Raw genomic sequence first — 17,149 nt, 5'->3', positions numbered from 1 at the left:
CTGCCCTCACGTCATACCTATTCTTTTTTGACGTGCTATTTACTTTTCTACCCGACTGAATCGGACGGCCTATGTGCGCCGCCCGCACGCGTTGCTGCGCATCGCACCGTAGCAACCGTGTGCAATGCAATGGAAGCTTTCACGTTCTCGCAGCAAAGGCTTGCAACACGCTTGCAGGCCGACCGATGGCGCTTGCAACTGGGCATGCAGCGCCTGATTCATCGTTTAACACGGAGCTAACAGGTATGAAACGGTCAATATTCGCGGTCGCGCTCTTTGGAACCTTCGCGGTTTCAGCACACGCGCAAAGCAGCGTGACGCTTTACGGTCTTATCGATACCGGTCTGGTCTATACGAACAGCCAGCTGGGCCACAGCAACTTCCAGTTGTTGAGCAGTGAAACACAGAACACGGTCTTTGGCCTGAAAGGCTCGGAGGACCTGGGTGGCGGCCTGCACGCTGTCTTCAAACTGGAACAGGGTTTCCTGCTCAATAACGGCGCTCAGGCCTTCTCCGGTGACGGCTTCGGCTCGCAGGCATGGGTCGGCCTGCAAAGCGATGCGTACGGCACGCTGACCTTCGGACGCCAGTTCGATGTGATGAATGACCTGGTTGGTCCGCTCACTGCGGAATTCAACACGTGGGGCGGCAGCATGGCCGCGCACCCTTTCGAAAACGACAACCTGGCGGCGGATTCGGTCGTCATCAACAACTCGGTCAAGTACACGAGCCCTACGCTGTACGGCATCACGGCTGAGACCATGTACTCGTTCAGCAACAAGGCCGGCGACTTCGCCAATAACCGCTCGTACGGGTTCGGCATTTCCTATGCACAGGGGCCCATCAATCTTGCAGCGGGCTATTTGCAGTTGAGCAACGCGGGCAATGGTTCAGGTGCGGTTACTTCAGGTGATACCAGTGCGGACTTCATCGCGCAACGTCAGCGTATCTGGTCGGTCGGCGGCAACTATACGTTCGGGCCCGCCACGGTCGGCCTCGTCTGGAGTCACTCGCAGATCGACAATGCGGCCGGCGTCTTCTCGTTCGGAACGGGCACCTATCTCGGTGCAACCGATCCATCCGCCGGGACGCTCGCAGGGTCGCTGCGCCTGGACAACTATGAAGTCAATGCCAAATACGCGCTGACACCGGCCGTCACACTCTCGGGCGCTTACACGTACACCCACGGTGCGTATAACGGCTCGTCTCCAGGATGGAATACGGGGATGCTGCAGGCGGATTATTCACTGAGCAAGCGCACCGACTTCTATCTGGAAGGCGTCTATCAGAACGTACACGGCGCGCCTGCGGACTCTGTTCTGTCCCACGCAATGATCAACACGCTCTCGCCGTCGTCAACGAACGCGCAGGTCGCCGTCACGGTCGGCTTGCGGCACGCGTTCTAGATTCGTCTCCTCACCAGGGTAAGCGCCCGGCTCGACACGCGGCGCTGCCCTCGCCGCCCAGGCACGGTGACGCGGCCAATGCGCGACGCGAACCGCCGCGTCGTCACCGACTCCAATCACGCAGGGTCGCGCCCCTTGCTCGCATGCTCTGACGAGCGCGTGAACAACCACTCGCGTTCATCCATCTGCCAGATCCAACAAAAAATTCACCGCGCGCGCAAAAAGCGGGAATAAGTCGACGCGACGTCGTGTTTATCCCTACATGAACGCAAACTAGACAACGCGCTTCACGCAGCAGCACAGTTCATGGCCGGTTGCACTTCGTGCATAAGGTCACGCTTTGAGCCGGCACTTGTTCGCAACCCGATCGTCAACCCTGGCACGTTAAACAACTCATTAATCAGGTATCCAAAATGAAACGCATCTTATCCATCGCACTTTCAACGCTCTTTCTTGCTTCCGTCGGAATGGTCACGCAGGCGTCGGCACATGAGAAGACCCACGTGCAGACGCAAAAACACACGCAGCAATGCGTCGGGCCCGCTGGTTTCTGCACGCCGTACTTCGGCAGTTGAGCCAGCGCTGTTCTGTCAGGCAACTGCCGTCACCCACTCACGTTCAACCAAGGATCTCATCATGAAAAACGCTCTCGTTTGTTTTGTTCTCGCTGCAGGCGCTTTCGCCGCCCCCGCGCTGAGCTTCGCTCAATCCAATGCGCCGTTGACACGCGCTGAAGTGCGCGCTGACCTGATTCGAGTCGAGCAGGCTGGCTACAGCCCCTCGGTCGGCGACGACGCAAATTACCCGGCCGACATCCAGGCGGCCGAGGCCAAGGTTGCCACTCAGAACACGACGCAGGCGTACGGCGGCATGCCGCAGAACGGGACATCGTCGGCCGGCAGTGCTACCCGCATGTCGCGGAACACGAACTGCGTTGGGCCTAACAGTTACTGCGATATCTTCTTCGGGAGCTGAACATCAGACCGAGGAATCCTGTGCACGCATCCGATATGCACAGGATTCCTATCTTTAGTTTATCGTCCTTTTACATCGTTTCAACACGGCAACCGCTATCCGGCGTGCCATTTGGCCGACAGGCTGACTGAGCACATATCTACTAAGGCGCTGACACCCATTTGCTTCATCGGAAGCGTCAGCGTCCCTCCCTGTGCCACCTCTTCGTCGCTAGCCCGCCTTACATCCACATTGCAAAACGCGCTCTTCCTAAATGCACACGTTATGTTATAACATTATGCGTAGGACAAGTGCGATGGATCGCCTGATTGACCACCCGAGTCCGATCGCGCTGGATCACCACCTCTTTGCTAGCAGCCGCACCAATAACGATGAAAAACCACACACGCGTCTCCCGCGCCGCCTTTCTGCTGTTCGCAATCGCCGCCCATGCCCAGGCCGCGCTGGACGACGCTTCGGTCGCCGGTGTCGTCACGGATGTCTCCGGCACGCCGGTCCGCAACGCCAACGTCAGCATCCAGAACGCCAGCGGCACCTCCGTTAGCGAACAGAAGACCGACGCCGCAGGTCGCTTTACGATCGGCCACATCGCGCCGGGTACATACGCCGTGGTCGTGTCAGCGCCGGGATTCGCAAGCGCAAACAGCATCGCCACCACTGGCCCGGATGCTACAGGCGCGGTCAACGTCCAGCTTGCTCGAAGCGATGTGCTCGACGTTCAGGTGAATGCGAAACGACTCGACCAAGCGCGAAACGGCCTCTCGCCCGAAACCGGCAGCAGCGTCTACCGCTTCAGTCAGGCCGACATCGATGCGTTGCCTGCGGGCGCCGACACGCCGCTGAATCAGGTGCTGCTGCAGGCGCCCGGCGTGGCAAGCGACTCTTATGGCCAGTTGCACGTACGCGGCGATCATGCGGATCTGCAATACCGTATCAATGGAATCATCATTCCTGAGCCGATCAGTGGATTCGGGCAGACACTGGACACGCGTATCATCGATCAGGTCAATCTTCTCACCGGTGCGCTGCCCGCGCAGTATGGCTACCGCACAGCGGGTATCGTGGACATTCGCACCAGAACGGGCGACACGGGCAACGGGGGCACCGTCGACGTATTTGGCGGCAGCCACCAGACCTTGAAGACCAGTGCCGACGTATTCGGCAGTCAGGGGCCGTTCAGCTATTACTTCAGCGGCTCCCTGGGCGTCGATAATCTCGGCATCGAGAATCCGACCTCGGGTGCAAGCGCCATTCACGATCACACACGCCAGGGTGACGCTTTCGGCTACATGTCGTACATCATCAATCCGCTCACACGCGTGAGTCTGATGTTCGGCACGACGAGCAACCAGTTTGAAATCCCCAACACGCCCGGTCTGCCGACCAGTTTCACGCTCAATGGCAACACGACGTTCGATTCGAGCCAGTTGAACGAAACGCAATCAGAGTTGAACAACTTCGCGGCGGTCGCGCTGCAGGGCACTAACGGAGGCGCGCTGGATTATCAGGTCGCACTCTTCACGCGCTACACGCGAACCCAATTCAACCCGGACCCGGTCGGCGATCTGCTTTTCAATGGTGTTGCGTCGCAGGACTTCCACAGCAACTCGGCGAATGGTGTGCAGGCGGATACGACCTGGCGTCTGAATGACAAACACACGGTTCGCGCAGGGCTGTTTTTCCAGCAGGAACACGCGGTATTCGACGACAGCGTGAATGTATTCGCGACTGACGACGCCCGTAACCCACTTTCCGATCAACCTTTCAACATCCACGACTCGAGCAGCAAAACCGGCTATCTGTATAGCGCTTATGTTCAGGACGAGTGGAAACTCACCAATAAACTCACACTCAATTACGGCCTGCGCTACGACAGAATGGACGAATACGTGAGCGCGAGCCAGCTGAGCCCGCGCATCGGGCTTGTGTATGCCCTCACACCTGCCACCACGTTTCATGCAGGATACGCACGCTATTTCACGCCGCCCGCATTCGAGTTGCTGTCGGGCTCGACCATCAGCCGCTTTAACGGCACGACCAATCAGAGCCCTTCCAGCCAGAACGACCCGGTTCAGCCGGAGCGCAGTCATTATTTCGACCTCGGCGTGACGCAGCGTCTTGGGTCGAGCGTCACGCTCGGACTCGACGCGTACTACAAGAAAGCCACCAATCTGCTGGATGAAGGCCAGTTCGGCTCCGCACTGATCTTCACGCCGTTCAACTATGCATATGGCCGCGTGTACGGACTGGAGTTCAGCGCGAACTACAGACAGAACAACGTGTCCGCCTATCTGAACCTCGCATATAGCCGCGCCCAGGGCAAGCAGATCGATTCCGCGCAATTCAATTTCGACCCGCAGGAACTCGCCTACATTAGCGACCACTGGGTCTATCTCGACCATGACCAGCGCATTACCGCGTCATTTGGCGGAACCTATGACCTGGGCAAGACTACCTTCACGTTCGATGGTCTCGTCGGCACCGGTCTGCGCAGCGGCTTTGCGAACACCGACCGGCTGCCGGTCTATGCGCAGATCAATCTCGGCGTCATCCAGCATTTCAATCAGCCGCTCATTGGCAAATTCGACGCGCGCCTGCTCGTGATCAATGCGCTCAACCGCGTCTACGAACTGCGCGATGGCTCCGGTATCGGCGTCGGCGCGCCGCAGTATGGTCCGCATTTCGCGATTTATGCCGGCCTGACCAAACATTTCTGATTTCGACGCCTGATGGAGGTCAACCATGCAGGACTGGAACAACATGATGACGGTGGTGCGCGCAGGAGGCTGGGTCGTCTATCCGCTCGCGTTTCTGGCCGTGCTTTCCATCACGATCGCAGTCGATCGAGCCTATGTGTTCATTCGCCTCGCGCACATGCCGGCGGCAATGCGCCCAGCCAGCGCACCTGCCAGAGCGGTACCGGCAAGTGGTCCAGTCAGGCCGCCGGAGCAGGCTGCGCCGCAGAACGCGTTTGTCCGTATGACCGCGCCCTGGTCGGCTGATTCGAGCGCGCCACTGTGGTTGCGCGAGGCCGACGCGCAGGCAATCGCATCGCAGATCGAACGGGATATGAGCAAGGGATTCTGGCTTCTCGAAACAATCGTCACAGCCGCGCCATTGTTGGGACTGCTGGGGACGATCGTCGGCATGATGCACTCGTTCCAGTTATTCGGCGGTTCGGGACTCGTCGATCCAGCGGGCGTGACAGGTGGCGTCGCACAATCGCTGGTGGCGACCGCTATCGGCCTTCTAGTCGCGCTTTTCGCGCTCTTTGCATTCAACTACTTCTCGCGAAGGCTCGAGCGGTTGATGGATGAACTCGAATCGTTCGCTAACGCGAGACAGGCCGAACTGCGACTGGCAAATGCCGAAATGGGAGAGCCCGCGTGAAGTTGCGCCGGTCACGCGCGGCAAAGCGAGGCCGCGTCGAAATCATTCCGATGATCGATGTGATGTTCTTTTTGCTCGCCACCTTCATGCTGGCGTCGCTCGCGATGCAACGACTCGACGCCGTCAGGATCGATCTGCCTGCGGGCGCTGCGCAACCCATGGCCGCCTCGGAGCCGCTGACGCTTTCCGTCGACAGCCACAATCAGCTGTTCGTGAACCGTCAGCCGGTTCGGCCAGACCAGGTCGAGGCGGCGGTAAGAGGCAAGCTGAAAACCGGCAAGGATGTCGTCATTGCCGCCGACGAGGCCGCCGCCCACGGCGTAGTCGTTCAGGCCATGCTTGCCGCGCGGAAGGCGGGCGCGCAACGTTTCCTTGTCGCGGTACACCGTGAGTAGTGTGCGCAATTTCTTCGCCGTACTGGACCGTTCGTCAAAGCTGCGGCTCGCGCTCGCAGGAACTGGCGCAGTGCTGATTCTGACGGCCTGCCTGCTGGCCGCCGGGCCGTGGGTTCGAATGGACGCGGCTACGCCGCCGGTCGACATGCCGCTCGAAATGCGCGTGCTCGAACTGCCGCAGCCGGCGCCGACGGTTCGACAGTTGGCACCGCCGTCCACTCAAGCAAAGCCGCAAGCCCACGCGCGTCCCATCTCGCAGTCCCCGCAGATGCATACCGAGTCAGCAAGCCACGCGCAACCCGCCGCTCCTCGAACAAGCCGACCGTTTGTACCAACTCAGCCCGCAGCGCAACCGCAAATGCGGCAACCACAATCGCCACAATCGCCGCAGCCGCAACAAGCGCAACAACCGCAACAACCGCAACCGGCCGCAGCAACAGAGCCGGATAGCATGTCCAGTCCCCGAGAGCCGCAACATAACGCGTCACAGCGCGAAGAAAAATCAGCGGCCGTGTCCGCGGGCGATTCAGCTGCGCGCGTTATTGCGCAACCGCTGCCGCCCTTACCCGACGACTTGCGCGAAGCAGCGTATCGAGTCACTGCCACCGCCCGCTTCATCATTCACACGGACGGCTCGGTGGACGTCGCTCTGATCACGCCGACCTCTTATCCGCGACTCAACCAGCTTCTGCTCGAAGCGCTGCACCACTGGCGTTTTTTTCCCGCGATTCAGGACGGAAAGCCGATAGAAAGTCATCAGGACGTCCGGGTGCACTTCAACATAGACTGATCGACACCACGAAAAAAAAGCCCGCTTTCGCGGGCAAACCTTCTCTACACGCAATCGAGCCGCCTTGATCATTCGATCATCAATCATTCACCCTTTCGTGGCCCCGAACGTCAAGCCGGCCACGAAATGCTTCTGCATCGCAAAGAACATGGCGACCGACGGCAACGCAGCCAGAATGGAGCCGGCGGAGACGAGATTCCACGCGGTCGTCCACTGCCCTTTCAATGCCGCGACGCCGACCGTGATCGGTGCGGCATCATCGCCCTGAGTCAGACACAGCGCCCAGAAATAGTCATTCCACACGAACGTGAACACCAGAATGGCGAGCGCGGCAAGTGCCGGGCGAATCAAAGGCAATACGATTCGAAAGAACACAGTCCACTCGTTCGCGCCTTCTATCCGCGCCGCCTCGACCAGTTCGAATGGCAACTGCTTGATGAAGTTGCGCAGGAACAATGCGCAAAATCCCGTCTGGAACGACACGTGAAACAGAATCAGTGCACTCACCGTATTGAACAGACCGAGTTGCAATGACAGATCCCGCACCGGAATCATCAGCACCTGTACCGGAACGAAATTGCCGGCTACGAACGTCGCGAATAACGTTGAATTGCCGCGAAACCGGTAAATGGCGAGCGCAAATCCCGCCATTGAAGCTAACGCAATAGAGCCGACTACCGCTGGCACCGTAATCAATACGCTATTCCAGAAGTAGTGCAGCATGGGCGAAGTCGTCAGCGCTTCGCGGTAGTTGTCGAACATCGCGAAGTGCTTCGGCCAGCCCCAATAATTGCCTTCGCTCAACTCCTCGGTCGAGCGAACCGAGGTCACGAGCACTGCGATCATCGGCAGAAGCCAGATCAGCAAGGCAAGCGGCAGCGTCAGCTTGTAGGCGCGGCGCGTGGCCGGTTTCCACTTGTCGATTGGAATCGGGAACATGGGCAGCTCCTTATTGCTCGGTGCGCAGCATGCGCCGCAAGTGATAGACGATGTACACCAGCATGATCGCGAACAGTACGACCGCCACTGCCGCCGAATAGCCAATGCGGTAGTACTTGATCGCCTGGTCGTACATGTAATACGCGAGGACAGTCGAGCTTTCAAACGGACCGCCGCCCGTCATCACCGAAATCAGATCGAAACTGCGCAGCGCGCCAATCACGGTGACCACGATCGCCATGAACGTGGTAGGCCGCAATTGCGGCAGAATCACGTGCCACAACATCGACCAGCCACGTGCGCCTTCCATGCGCGCGGCCTCGATCTGCTCGGCATTCAGCGACGTCAGGCCAGTCAGATAGAGGATCATGCAATACGCGGTTTGCGGCCATAGCGCGGCGAATACGATACCGAGCGTGGCGTACCGAGGATCGCCCAGCACCGGCACGCCGTGGCCGAGAATCAGCGCGAGCAGGCCGAAGGTCGGGTCGTAAAACCACGAGAAGATCAGTCCAACCACGACGCCCGACAGGACGAATGGCGCAAAGAACAGCGATTTGACCACCCGTATGCCCGCGACGGCCTGATTGAGGTACAGCGCGACAGCCAGGCCCATGGGCGGCGCGAGAAGAAACAGTAGCAGCCAGATGACATTGTTCTTCAGCGCGGTATAGAACGTGGCCGTATGAAACAGCTCGACATAGTTCGCGAGGCCCGCAAAAGACGGATCGCTCATTCCGTCCCAGTTAAAGAAGCTCAGGCGAATGGTCGAGAGGATCGGCCACACCACATATATCGCCACCATGATGCAGGCCGGCGCCAGAAACAGAAAGGCGGCGCGGCGCTGCCGGCGCGCAGTGGGCGACGGACCGCGCCGGCGCGCTGCGCCATGCGCATTGCCACGCTGCGCGCGGCCGGACGCGGGCAGGCCAGCACCACCTGGTTCAGCAGGACCGTCCACGGTATGGCGGGTGACGGAATGCGACACGATCGTTCTCCTGTCGAAGGCGGCCTCGCGGCCGCCGCCGTTCACTTCTTGTAGATCCGCTTGCGCGTCTGTTCGAGTTGCGCGAGTACGTCATCGAGTTTCGAAGGATCGGAGATGAACTGCTGCATGCCCTTCATCCCTTCGTCGGCCATTTCCTTCGTCATATCGCGATCGTAGAACTGCGCGATGCCGCCCTTCGTATTCGCGAGGATCTGGAAACCGATCCTTGAAATGGGATCATCCGGTTCCGGCGATTTGCTGTTTGCCGACAGCGACCCCAAACCCGTCGCGAGTTGCGCGCCGATTTCAGGCGTCTCGACAAACTTCAGGAAAGCATGCGCGTCGGCCTTGTTCTTTGCTTTCGACGGAATATGCAGCGATTCGACCGGTCCATCTTCGGCGGTCGGCACCTTCGCGTCGATGATCGGGAACTGGAAATAGCCCATTTGCGGCTTCACGGCGGGCGGGAAACCGGCGGTGATGAACGTGCCCATCAGCATCATCGCGGCCTTGCCCTGGAACAGGAACGGCTGCACCGCATCCAGATCGTACGAGAGCGAGTTGTCGATGAAGTAGCCCGCGTCGATCAACTGTTTCCACGTGGTGTAGACCTTCTTCACACGCGGATCGGTGTAAGCGATGTCACCTGCCATCAGTTTCTGATGGAATGCATTGCCGTTCAAACGTAGGTCCAGGTAGTCGAACCAGCCCGCGAGCGTCCACGCATCGCGCCCCGCCACGGCAATGGGCGCCATGCCGGCTGCCTTCAATTTCTTGCAATCTTCGAGAAACTCGTCCCACGTTTTCGGCTCGCCGCTAATGCCGACCTTCTGGAACAAGTCTTTGCGGTAGAACATGCCCCACGAGTAGTACACGGTCGGCGCGGCATACTGCTTGCCTTTATACGACGACGCCTCTTTCGTCGACGCATACATGTCGTTCCAGCCATTTTTTGCCCAGTCGCCGCTCAGGTCTTCAAAGAGGCCGCGCTGCGCGTAATAGGCCATGCGCTCGCCGTCGTGCCAGTTCACGATGTCCGGTGCGACCGTGGTGAGCCAGCCGGGCAACTGCACCTTGTACGCTTCTTCGTCGACGAAAGACACCTTGACGTCCGTGCCCGGGTGGGCCTTCTTGAACTCGTCGATCACGGACTGCCACACCGCGCGCTGGCTCGCGCCCTTAAACGCGATATTCGCGGTAAGCGTGCCGGCCTGCGCCGTGCTGACGACGGTCATTCCCGCCGCCGCGAACGCGAGTGCCAGCAGAATCTTGCGTGGTTTCAGTTTCATGCTGCCTGTCTCCTTGTTTGCCTGATAATGCGTCGTTGTTTTTACTGCGCTAAATCCCTGCGATAAGCGGCGACTCCCTGCGGCTCGATCGCGCGCGAACCGATCACCAGGGCGTCGTCGGCAATATGCTCCAGCGTGTGCGCCTCGTTGCCGTAATTGAACACGTAAGTCAATTCGCCGCGGCGGCTCATGCGCACACTGTCGCCAAGCCGCGTGGTTTCGATACCGGCTTCGTGTGCGATCGTGTCGAACAGGGCGACGGTCAGCGCGTCATCGAACAGGCTGGCGAAGTAGTGGAACGCGCCGCTTCTCACGTAGGCCGGATGGCCGTCGCCAAAACGCGCGCGGACGTCGAGCGAATCTGTTGCATCGCCGTCGATGAGATCGCGCCAGTGGCGCGCGAAGCCGTCTTTTGTGCCGGCGTCCGCGTTATTCACCAGACTCACCGCTTCGGTCACATTGGGCCGCATCGATTCGACACGCCACACGCGCAGCGGCAACACCGACGCCAGCGGTCCAGGCGGCAAGCCCGCAGGAATTTGCAGGTCACGCGTCTTGGAAGCCGTGCGCGGGCCCAGCACGACGTGTGCGCCGGAGCGCGCGAGACGCGCGGCAAAATCGTCCGGCACGACGGGCAGCGGCGGCACCACGATCAGACTGTACCCATCGAACGACGCGTCCACGGGCACGATATCCACGTCGAGCCCGAGCGAGCGCAATGCCGAGTAGTACTCGAACGCAAAGCGCGGGTAGTGAAAATCCGCGCCCTGCGGATGAATCTCGAACAGCCATTTGGCTTCATAGTCGTAGACGAGCGCGACTTTCGAGCGGATGGCCGCATTCGCGTCGGCATTCGCCGAAAGCACGGTGCGAATTTCGTCGGCTACTTTCGCGGCTTCCGTGCCGCCCACGTCGAGCCGGTTATCCGGCGTGTTCAAGCCCGCATGCATCTGTTCCTGCGCAAACGGCGCCTGCCGCCAGCGGAAATACGACACACAGCCTGCGCCGTGAGCGAAGGCTTCCCAGCTCCACAAGCGCACCATGCCGGGCAGCGGAGCAGGATTCCACTGCGCCCAGTTCACGGGACCGGGCTGCTGCTCCATCACCCAGAACGGCAGTTTCGACATGCCGCGATAAACGTCGTGATTGAACGACGCAAAGTCGGGATGACCGCTGCGTAGCCAGCGCGCCTTGATCTCCGGCGCGAACCACTGTTCTTCGAGCGCGCCAAGCGGATAGCTGTCCCAGGTCGCGATGTCGAGGTCGGCGGCAACCTTGTAGTGATCGAACTCGGTAAAAAGCTGCATGAAGTTATGCGCGACCGGACGCCCCGGCGAATGCGCACGAATGATCTCGACCTGCATGCGGTTGTAACGCGCCACTTCGTCCGAAGCGAAGCGCCGGTAATCGAGCCGGTGCGACGGATGCGCTTCGGTCACTGTCGCCACGGGCGCGTCGATCTCGTCGAAGCTGCGGTATTCCATGCTCCAGAACACGGTGCCCCACGCGCGGTTCAATGCGTCGATCGTCTGATAGCGCGCTTTCAGCCATTCGCGAAAGCGCTGCACAGCCGCGTTCGAATAACTGACCACGGTGTGATGACAGCCGAACTCGTTATCGGTCTGCCAGTATCGGACAGCGGGATGCTGGCCGTAACGCTCGGCCACCGCGGTGCAGATGCGTTGCGAAGCGGCGAAATACGAGGGCGACGAAAAATCATAATGACGCCGCGAGCCGAAGGCGCGCGGCCGTCCGTCCGCGCCCACCGGCAAAATGTCAGGATGCCTATCAATCAGCCACTTGGGCGGCGTCGCGGTCGGCGTGCACATCACCACCTGCAAACCGGCCGCGCCGAGCACGTCGATTGCATGATCCAGCCACGCCCAATCGTATTCGCCGGGCGTCGGCTCGATCCGGCTCCATGCGAACTCGGCAATTCGCACCTGCTCGATGCCGAGCGCTTTCATCCGGCGAGCGTCGTCTTCCCACATCGACTCCGGCCAGTGTTCCGGGTAATAACAGACTCCAAGGCGCATCAGCATGTCCCCTACGCGTAGTGTTCGACAGATTCGAGCGAAGCGGCGGCAAAGCCGTCTTCGGTAAAGAGGTGACCGGCATGAAGCGGCACGCGCAGGCAAGCGCGCTCGCCGGGCGCGAGGCGTGTTTCGCCCGGCGCTTTTGCAATCAGCGCCGCGCCACCGGGCTGATCGAGGTGAACATAACTGTGCTCGCCGAGTTGCTCGACGAGCGACACGGTGCGCGTTAGCACCGACTCGTCTGGCACGGCGGCGCCAGCGTCCACAAATTCAAGGTGTTCCGGCCGTACGCCGAGCGAGACCGCCTGCGACGTTTGCAGCCCGTCTCCGTTCACCGGCACACGCACGTTCTCCTGCGTGTGATCGAGCGTGACGACTACACCCTTCGCGTCGACGAGCGCCACGCGTCCCGGCAGAAAGTTCATGCGCGGCGAGCCGATGAACCCGGCGACGAACCGGCTGCGCGGGCGGTGATATAGCTCCAGCGGCGCGCCGATCTGCGCAATGCTGCCGTAGCGCTCGGTGTCCTTGCCCGCATGCAGCAGCACGATCTTGTCGGCAAGCGTCATGGCTTCGATCTGATCGTGCGTCACGTAGACCACGCTCGCTTTCGCAAACTGCCTGTGCAGCCGCGCGATCTCGATGCGCGTCTGGCCGCGCAGCGTCGCATCGAGATTAGACAGCGGTTCGTCGAACAGGAACACGCCCGGCTCGCGCACGATCGCACGGCCGATTGCCACGCGCTGCCGCTGACCGCCGGACAGCGCTTTCGGCCGACGCTCCAACAACGCTTCGAGTTGCAGAATGCGCGCGGCTTCCCGCACCTTGCGGTCGATTTCGTCTTTCGGGGTTTTCGCGAGCTTGAGGCCAAATGCCATGTTCTCGAACACGGTCATGTGCGGAAACAGCGCGTAGCTCTGGAACACCATCGCCACGCCGCGCTGCGCCGCCGGCACGTCGTTCATGAGCTTGCCGCCAATGGCAAGGTCGCCGTCGGTGAGGTCTTCGAGACCGGCAATCATGCGCAGCAGCGTGGACTTGCCGCAGCCGGACGGCCCGAGGAATACGCAGAATTCGTTTTCGCCGATTTCCAGATCGACGTCGCGGATTACCGGTGCGCCGTCGCCGTACGCTTTTTGCACGCCTTTTAACGAAATGCTCGCCATTGCATCGACTCCGTGATTTAATCGGCTCGAAGTCGGAGATTAAGCGCTTAATCAACAAGGCCGAAAAAATCGATCGCATGCGATCGCTGGCCTGGTCTGTCTCCGATATCGTGTGTTTATGCGATAGATGGTGCCGCGCCTTTCCGCTCGATGCAAATGTCGGGCAGCAATCCCAAATATTGATCCCATGCCCACACTTAGCGAAGTTGCCCGTCATGCAGGCGTCACGCCCGCCACGGTGTCCAATGTGCTGCGCAACCGCGGCCGCGTCGGTGCGCAGACGCGGCAGCGCGTGCTCGACGCCGTCGATGCGCTCGGCTACCGCCCGCACCTCGCCGCCCGCGCGCTGGCCGAAGGCCGCGCGCCGACGCTCGCGCTGATGGTGTCGAGCATCGCCAATCCGTTCTATCCGGAGTTCGCGCTCGCCGTCGAACGTGCGGCTCGGGAAAGCGGTCACTTCGTGATCATCTGCAATACGAACGAAGACCCGCAGACCGGGCGTGCCTATCTCGAACAGATCGCCGGGACGCTATCCGAAGGCGTGCTGGTGACCAACGCGAATCTGGATTTCGCGGACTTGCACACCACCGAGTCGCGCGGCACGCCGGTGGTCCTGTGCATGTGGGAAAGGCCCGGCGAGCCGCCGGGTTTGCCGTGTGTCGCGGTGGACTTCCGGTTGGCCGGCGCGCTGGCCGGCGAGCATCTGCTGGGACTCGGCCATCGGCGTATCGGCGCAATTGTCGGCAGCAAGGCGTCGGGCATTCACGCCGCGCGCTATCAGGGTTTCGTCGACGCACTCCGCGCCGCCGGCGCACCCAAAGCGCGCGTGAAGCACACGCCCGACACGATCCAGGGCGGCTACGACGCGGCGCGCGCGCTGCTCGTCGCCGACCCAACGCTCACCGCCCTTTTCACCACCAACGACCTGCCCGCGCTCGGCGCGATGCATGCCGCAGCCGACCTCGGCCTGAGCGTGCCCGGCGACCTGTCGGTGATTGGCATTACGGACATTCAGCTTGCGCGTGAATCGCGGCCCGCGCTGACCACGGTCGCAGTACCGACTGTGGAAGTCGCGGAACTTGCCGTGTCGTTGCTGCGTGAGTTGATCGAATCGTCGTACGGACAGGCGGCAGAAGTGACGCCCTCGGCGCAAGGCGCGCGCGCTGCGCAAGCGGGCCACTCGACGCAAGCCAGGGCCGATGTTCCGATGCGTGTCTCGTCGGCGCCGCAACTGGTTGTGCGCGCATCCACCGGCGCGCCGCGTCCGCGCTGATGCAGCCGCCATGCGCCCGCCCGTGTTACGTAGTGAACGCTCCAATCGCCCGGAAACGGCGCGCGAAATGAACCGTCCGGCTTTCATGCCGCGCCGCTGAATCACGTCGCGCGGCTACCCAACACGCTCAATCGAGCCAGGACTTTCCCCAAGCCGCCGTGGTCGATGGCGCAGCGCAACACCCTGCCTAAGCCTTGCTGCGCCTAGGTCCACGCCTTATTGCGCGGCGTCTCGCGTCACGCTGCGTTCGAAACGCGCCCTTGACGAGTCGAGGCGCGCCTGCTGTACTAAATCAACCAAAGTGATTTAGCCGGGCGTGAAGCTCGCAACCGAGGTTCCCGGCGCGCAGCGTTCGCGTCCGTGGCCGCCGGCCTGACCCAACATCGTTGTCAATAACTGGAGGAGCGTCCCATGAATCAGCCATTCCGCAGGTTGCCTGCAGCCGGAACAATCGTGTCGATGTGCGTCGCGGCGTCGGCGCTCTGGTGCGCGAGCGCGAGCCAGGCGGCCGACCAGCCGGTGGTCGGCCTCATCACCAAGACCGACACCAATCCGTTCTTCGTGAAGATGAAACAGGGCGCCGAGGCCGCCGCCACGAAAGACGGCGCCAAGCTCCTCACGGCCGCGGGCAAGTTCGACGGTGACAACGCGAGCCAGGTCACGGCGATCGAAAACATGATGACCGCCGGCGCTAAAGCCATCCTGATCACCCCGAGCGACACGAAGGCTATCGTGCCGAGCATCAGGAAAGCGCGCGCGGCGGGCATCATGGTGGTCGCGCTCGACACGCCGACCGATCCGCAGGACGCCACCGACGCCCTCTTCGCCACCGACAACTTCAAGGCCGGCGTGCTGATCGGCAAATACGCAAAGGCCGCGATGAACGGCAAGCCGGCCAAAATCGCCACGCTCGATCTCGCGCCCGGCGTATCGGTTGGCGTGCTGCGTCATAACGGCTTTCTGTCGGGCTTCGGCGTGAAGGAAGGCGATCCGTCGATCGTGTGCAGCCAGGACACGCGCGGCGATCAGTCGAAGGGGCAGACAGCAATGGAAAACTGTCTGCAGAAGTCGCCCGACATCAACGTGGTCTACACGATCAACGAACCAGCGGCGGCGGGCGCGTATCGCGCGTTGAAAGCGGCGGGCAAGGACAAGAGCGTGATGATCGTCTCGATCGACGGCGGCTGCGAAGGCGTGCGCAACGTGAAGGCCGGTGCTATCGCGGCGACCTCGCAGCAATACCCGCTGAAGATGGCCTCGCTCGGTGTGGAAGCGGGCGTGAACTTCGCGAAGACCGGCAAGAAGGTGTCCGGCTATCAGGACACGGGCGTGACCCTGATCACCGACAAACCGATGCCGGGCATCGACAGCAAGGACACTCAGTTCGGCCTCGACAACTGCTGGGGCAACAAGTAACGCCTGGTGCAAGGCGGCCCGCTGCGGCTGCCGCCGACGCTTTTGCCGCGTAGCCCAACGCTGCGCACCCGTATCGAGGACATCCATCATGTCGACACCTTCCGCGCCGGTCGGCCACTCGCGCAGCTTCACGGACCGTCTGCCGTCGCTCGCCGAAGTCGGCCCGCTCATCGCCCTGGTACTCGCCTGCGCGTTTTTCATCTCGCAGAGCAACCGCTTCCTGTCGTTCCAGAACCTCTCGCTGATCCTGCAGCAGACCATGGTGGTCGCGGTCATCGCCATTGGTCAGACGCTGATCGTGCTGACCGGCGGCATCGACCTGTCATGCGGGATGGTCATGGCGTTCGGCTCGATCATCATGACCAAGTTCGCGGTCACGCTCGGCGTGCCGCCCGTGCTCGCCATCCTGTGCGGGATCGCCGCGAGCACGCTGTTCGGCGCGCTCAACGGCGTGCTGATCACGCGCATCAAACTGCCGGCGTTCATCGTCACACTGGGTACGCTGAACATTGCGTTCGCGCTCACGCAGATCTATTCGAACGCGGAGAGCGTATCGAACCTGCCCGACGCGATCATGTTCTTCGGCAACACATTCAGGCTCGGACCGGCCGAGGTCACCTACGGCACCGTACTCACGCTGCTGATGTATCTGGCCACCTGGTTCGTGCTGCGCGATACCGTGCCTGGCCGGCACCTGTACGCCCTCGGCAACAATCCCGAGGCCGCGCGGCTGATGGGCCTGTCCTCGCAGAAGATCCTGCTGACGGTGTACTCGCTCGCCGGCGCGATCTATGGCATTGCCGCGCTGCTCTCGGTGTCGCGCACCGGCGTCGGCGATCCGCAGGCGGGGCAAACCGAGAATCTCGACAGCATTACCGCGGTGGTGCTCGGCGGCACGAGCCTGTTCGGCGGACGGGGCTCGATTGTCGGCACGCTGCTCGGTGCGCTGATTGTCGGCGTGTTTCGCAACGGCTTGACGTTGATCGGCGTTTCTTCGGTCTACCAGGTACTGATCACCGGCATGCTGGTGATTCTGGCGGTGGCCGCGGACAAACTTTCTCATCGTCGCGGTTAAGCTCCCAGAGG

14 protein-coding genes are annotated in these 17,149 nt (G+C 61.4%); 9 read left to right on the top strand and 5 right to left on the bottom strand.

What is annotated here, in order from left to right:
• Positions 1–245 precede the first annotated feature (245 nt).
• The 6 genes from AAGS40_RS17795 (at position 246) to AAGS40_RS17770 (ending at position 6,956) form a co-directional block, all read left to right on the top strand.
• Positions 246–1,406, top strand: coding sequence for a porin (locus AAGS40_RS17795; protein ID WP_345816095.1), 1,161 nt, complete (start codon positions 246–248; stop codon positions 1,404–1,406).
• 636 nt (positions 1,407–2,042) lie between these two features.
• Positions 2,043–2,381 (top strand): DUF4148 domain-containing protein, encoded by a 339-nt coding sequence (locus AAGS40_RS17790; RefSeq protein ID WP_345816616.1) that lies wholly within the window; start codon positions 2,043–2,045, stop codon positions 2,379–2,381.
• A 371-nt stretch (positions 2,382–2,752) separates the two neighbouring features.
• Positions 2,753–5,098: a TonB-dependent receptor gene (locus AAGS40_RS17785; protein ID WP_345816094.1), complete on the top strand. Its 2,346-nt coding sequence runs from the start codon at positions 2,753–2,755 to the stop codon at positions 5,096–5,098.
• Positions 5,099–5,123: 25 nt separating this feature from the next.
• Positions 5,124–5,771 (top strand): MotA/TolQ/ExbB proton channel family protein, encoded by a 648-nt coding sequence (locus AAGS40_RS17780; protein WP_345816093.1) that lies wholly within the window; start codon positions 5,124–5,126, stop codon positions 5,769–5,771.
• 50 nt (positions 5,772–5,821) lie between these two features.
• Entirely contained in the window at positions 5,822–6,166 is a 345-nt protein-coding gene (locus AAGS40_RS17775) for a biopolymer transporter ExbD (RefSeq protein WP_345816615.1), read from the top strand.
• Between the two features lie 145 nt (positions 6,167–6,311).
• The gene (locus AAGS40_RS17770) at positions 6,312–6,956 is read left to right on the top strand and encodes an energy transducer TonB (protein ID WP_345816092.1); all 645 of its coding nucleotides are present in this window, start codon (positions 6,312–6,314) and stop codon (positions 6,954–6,956) included.
• A gap of 87 nt (positions 6,957–7,043) precedes the next feature.
• Here AAGS40_RS17770 and AAGS40_RS17765 read toward each other — a convergent pair whose 3' ends face one another.
• The 5 genes from AAGS40_RS17765 to ugpC form a co-directional block, all read right to left on the bottom strand.
• Positions 7,044–7,895, bottom strand: a complete 852-nt coding sequence (locus AAGS40_RS17765) for a carbohydrate ABC transporter permease (protein ID WP_345816091.1) — start codon at positions 7,893–7,895, stop codon at positions 7,044–7,046.
• A gap of 10 nt (positions 7,896–7,905) precedes the next feature.
• Positions 7,906–8,883, bottom strand: a complete 978-nt coding sequence (locus tag AAGS40_RS17760) for a sugar ABC transporter permease (RefSeq protein ID WP_345816090.1) — start codon at positions 8,881–8,883, stop codon at positions 7,906–7,908.
• A 41-nt stretch (positions 8,884–8,924) separates the two neighbouring features.
• Complete coding sequence (locus AAGS40_RS17755; RefSeq protein WP_345816614.1) at positions 8,925–10,118, bottom strand: extracellular solute-binding protein; 1,194 nt, start codon at positions 10,116–10,118, stop codon at positions 8,925–8,927.
• Between the two features lie 95 nt (positions 10,119–10,213).
• A complete protein-coding gene (locus AAGS40_RS17750; protein ID WP_345816613.1) occupies positions 10,214–12,208 on the bottom strand; it encodes a beta-galactosidase in 1,995 nt (664 codons plus the stop codon).
• An 11-nt stretch (positions 12,209–12,219) separates the two neighbouring features.
• Complete coding sequence (ugpC, locus tag AAGS40_RS17745; RefSeq protein ID WP_345816089.1) at positions 12,220–13,374, bottom strand: sn-glycerol-3-phosphate ABC transporter ATP-binding protein UgpC; 1,155 nt, start codon at positions 13,372–13,374, stop codon at positions 12,220–12,222.
• A 187-nt stretch (positions 13,375–13,561) separates the two neighbouring features.
• On the opposite strand from ugpC, the gene AAGS40_RS17740 reads away from it, so the two are divergent.
• The 3 genes from AAGS40_RS17740 to AAGS40_RS17730 all read left to right on the top strand — a co-directional run bounded on the left by AAGS40_RS17740 (position 13,562) and on the right by AAGS40_RS17730 (position 17,138).
• Complete coding sequence (locus tag AAGS40_RS17740) at positions 13,562–14,647, top strand: LacI family DNA-binding transcriptional regulator (protein WP_345816088.1); 1,086 nt, start codon at positions 13,562–13,564, stop codon at positions 14,645–14,647.
• A 411-nt stretch (positions 14,648–15,058) separates the two neighbouring features.
• Positions 15,059–16,063: a sugar ABC transporter substrate-binding protein gene (locus AAGS40_RS17735; protein ID WP_345816087.1), complete on the top strand. Its 1,005-nt coding sequence runs from the start codon at positions 15,059–15,061 to the stop codon at positions 16,061–16,063.
• An 88-nt stretch (positions 16,064–16,151) separates the two neighbouring features.
• Positions 16,152–17,138, top strand: coding sequence for an ABC transporter permease (locus tag AAGS40_RS17730; protein ID WP_345816086.1), 987 nt, complete (start codon positions 16,152–16,154; stop codon positions 17,136–17,138).
• Positions 17,139–17,149: the final 11 nt, after the last annotated feature.

Source organism: Paraburkholderia sp. PREW-6R (genome assembly GCF_039621805.1).
Taxonomy (GTDB): Bacteria; Pseudomonadota; Gammaproteobacteria; order Burkholderiales; family Burkholderiaceae; genus Paraburkholderia.
Note: the sequence above shows the minus strand (reverse complement) of the source record. Positions and strands in the feature narration are given on the sequence as shown.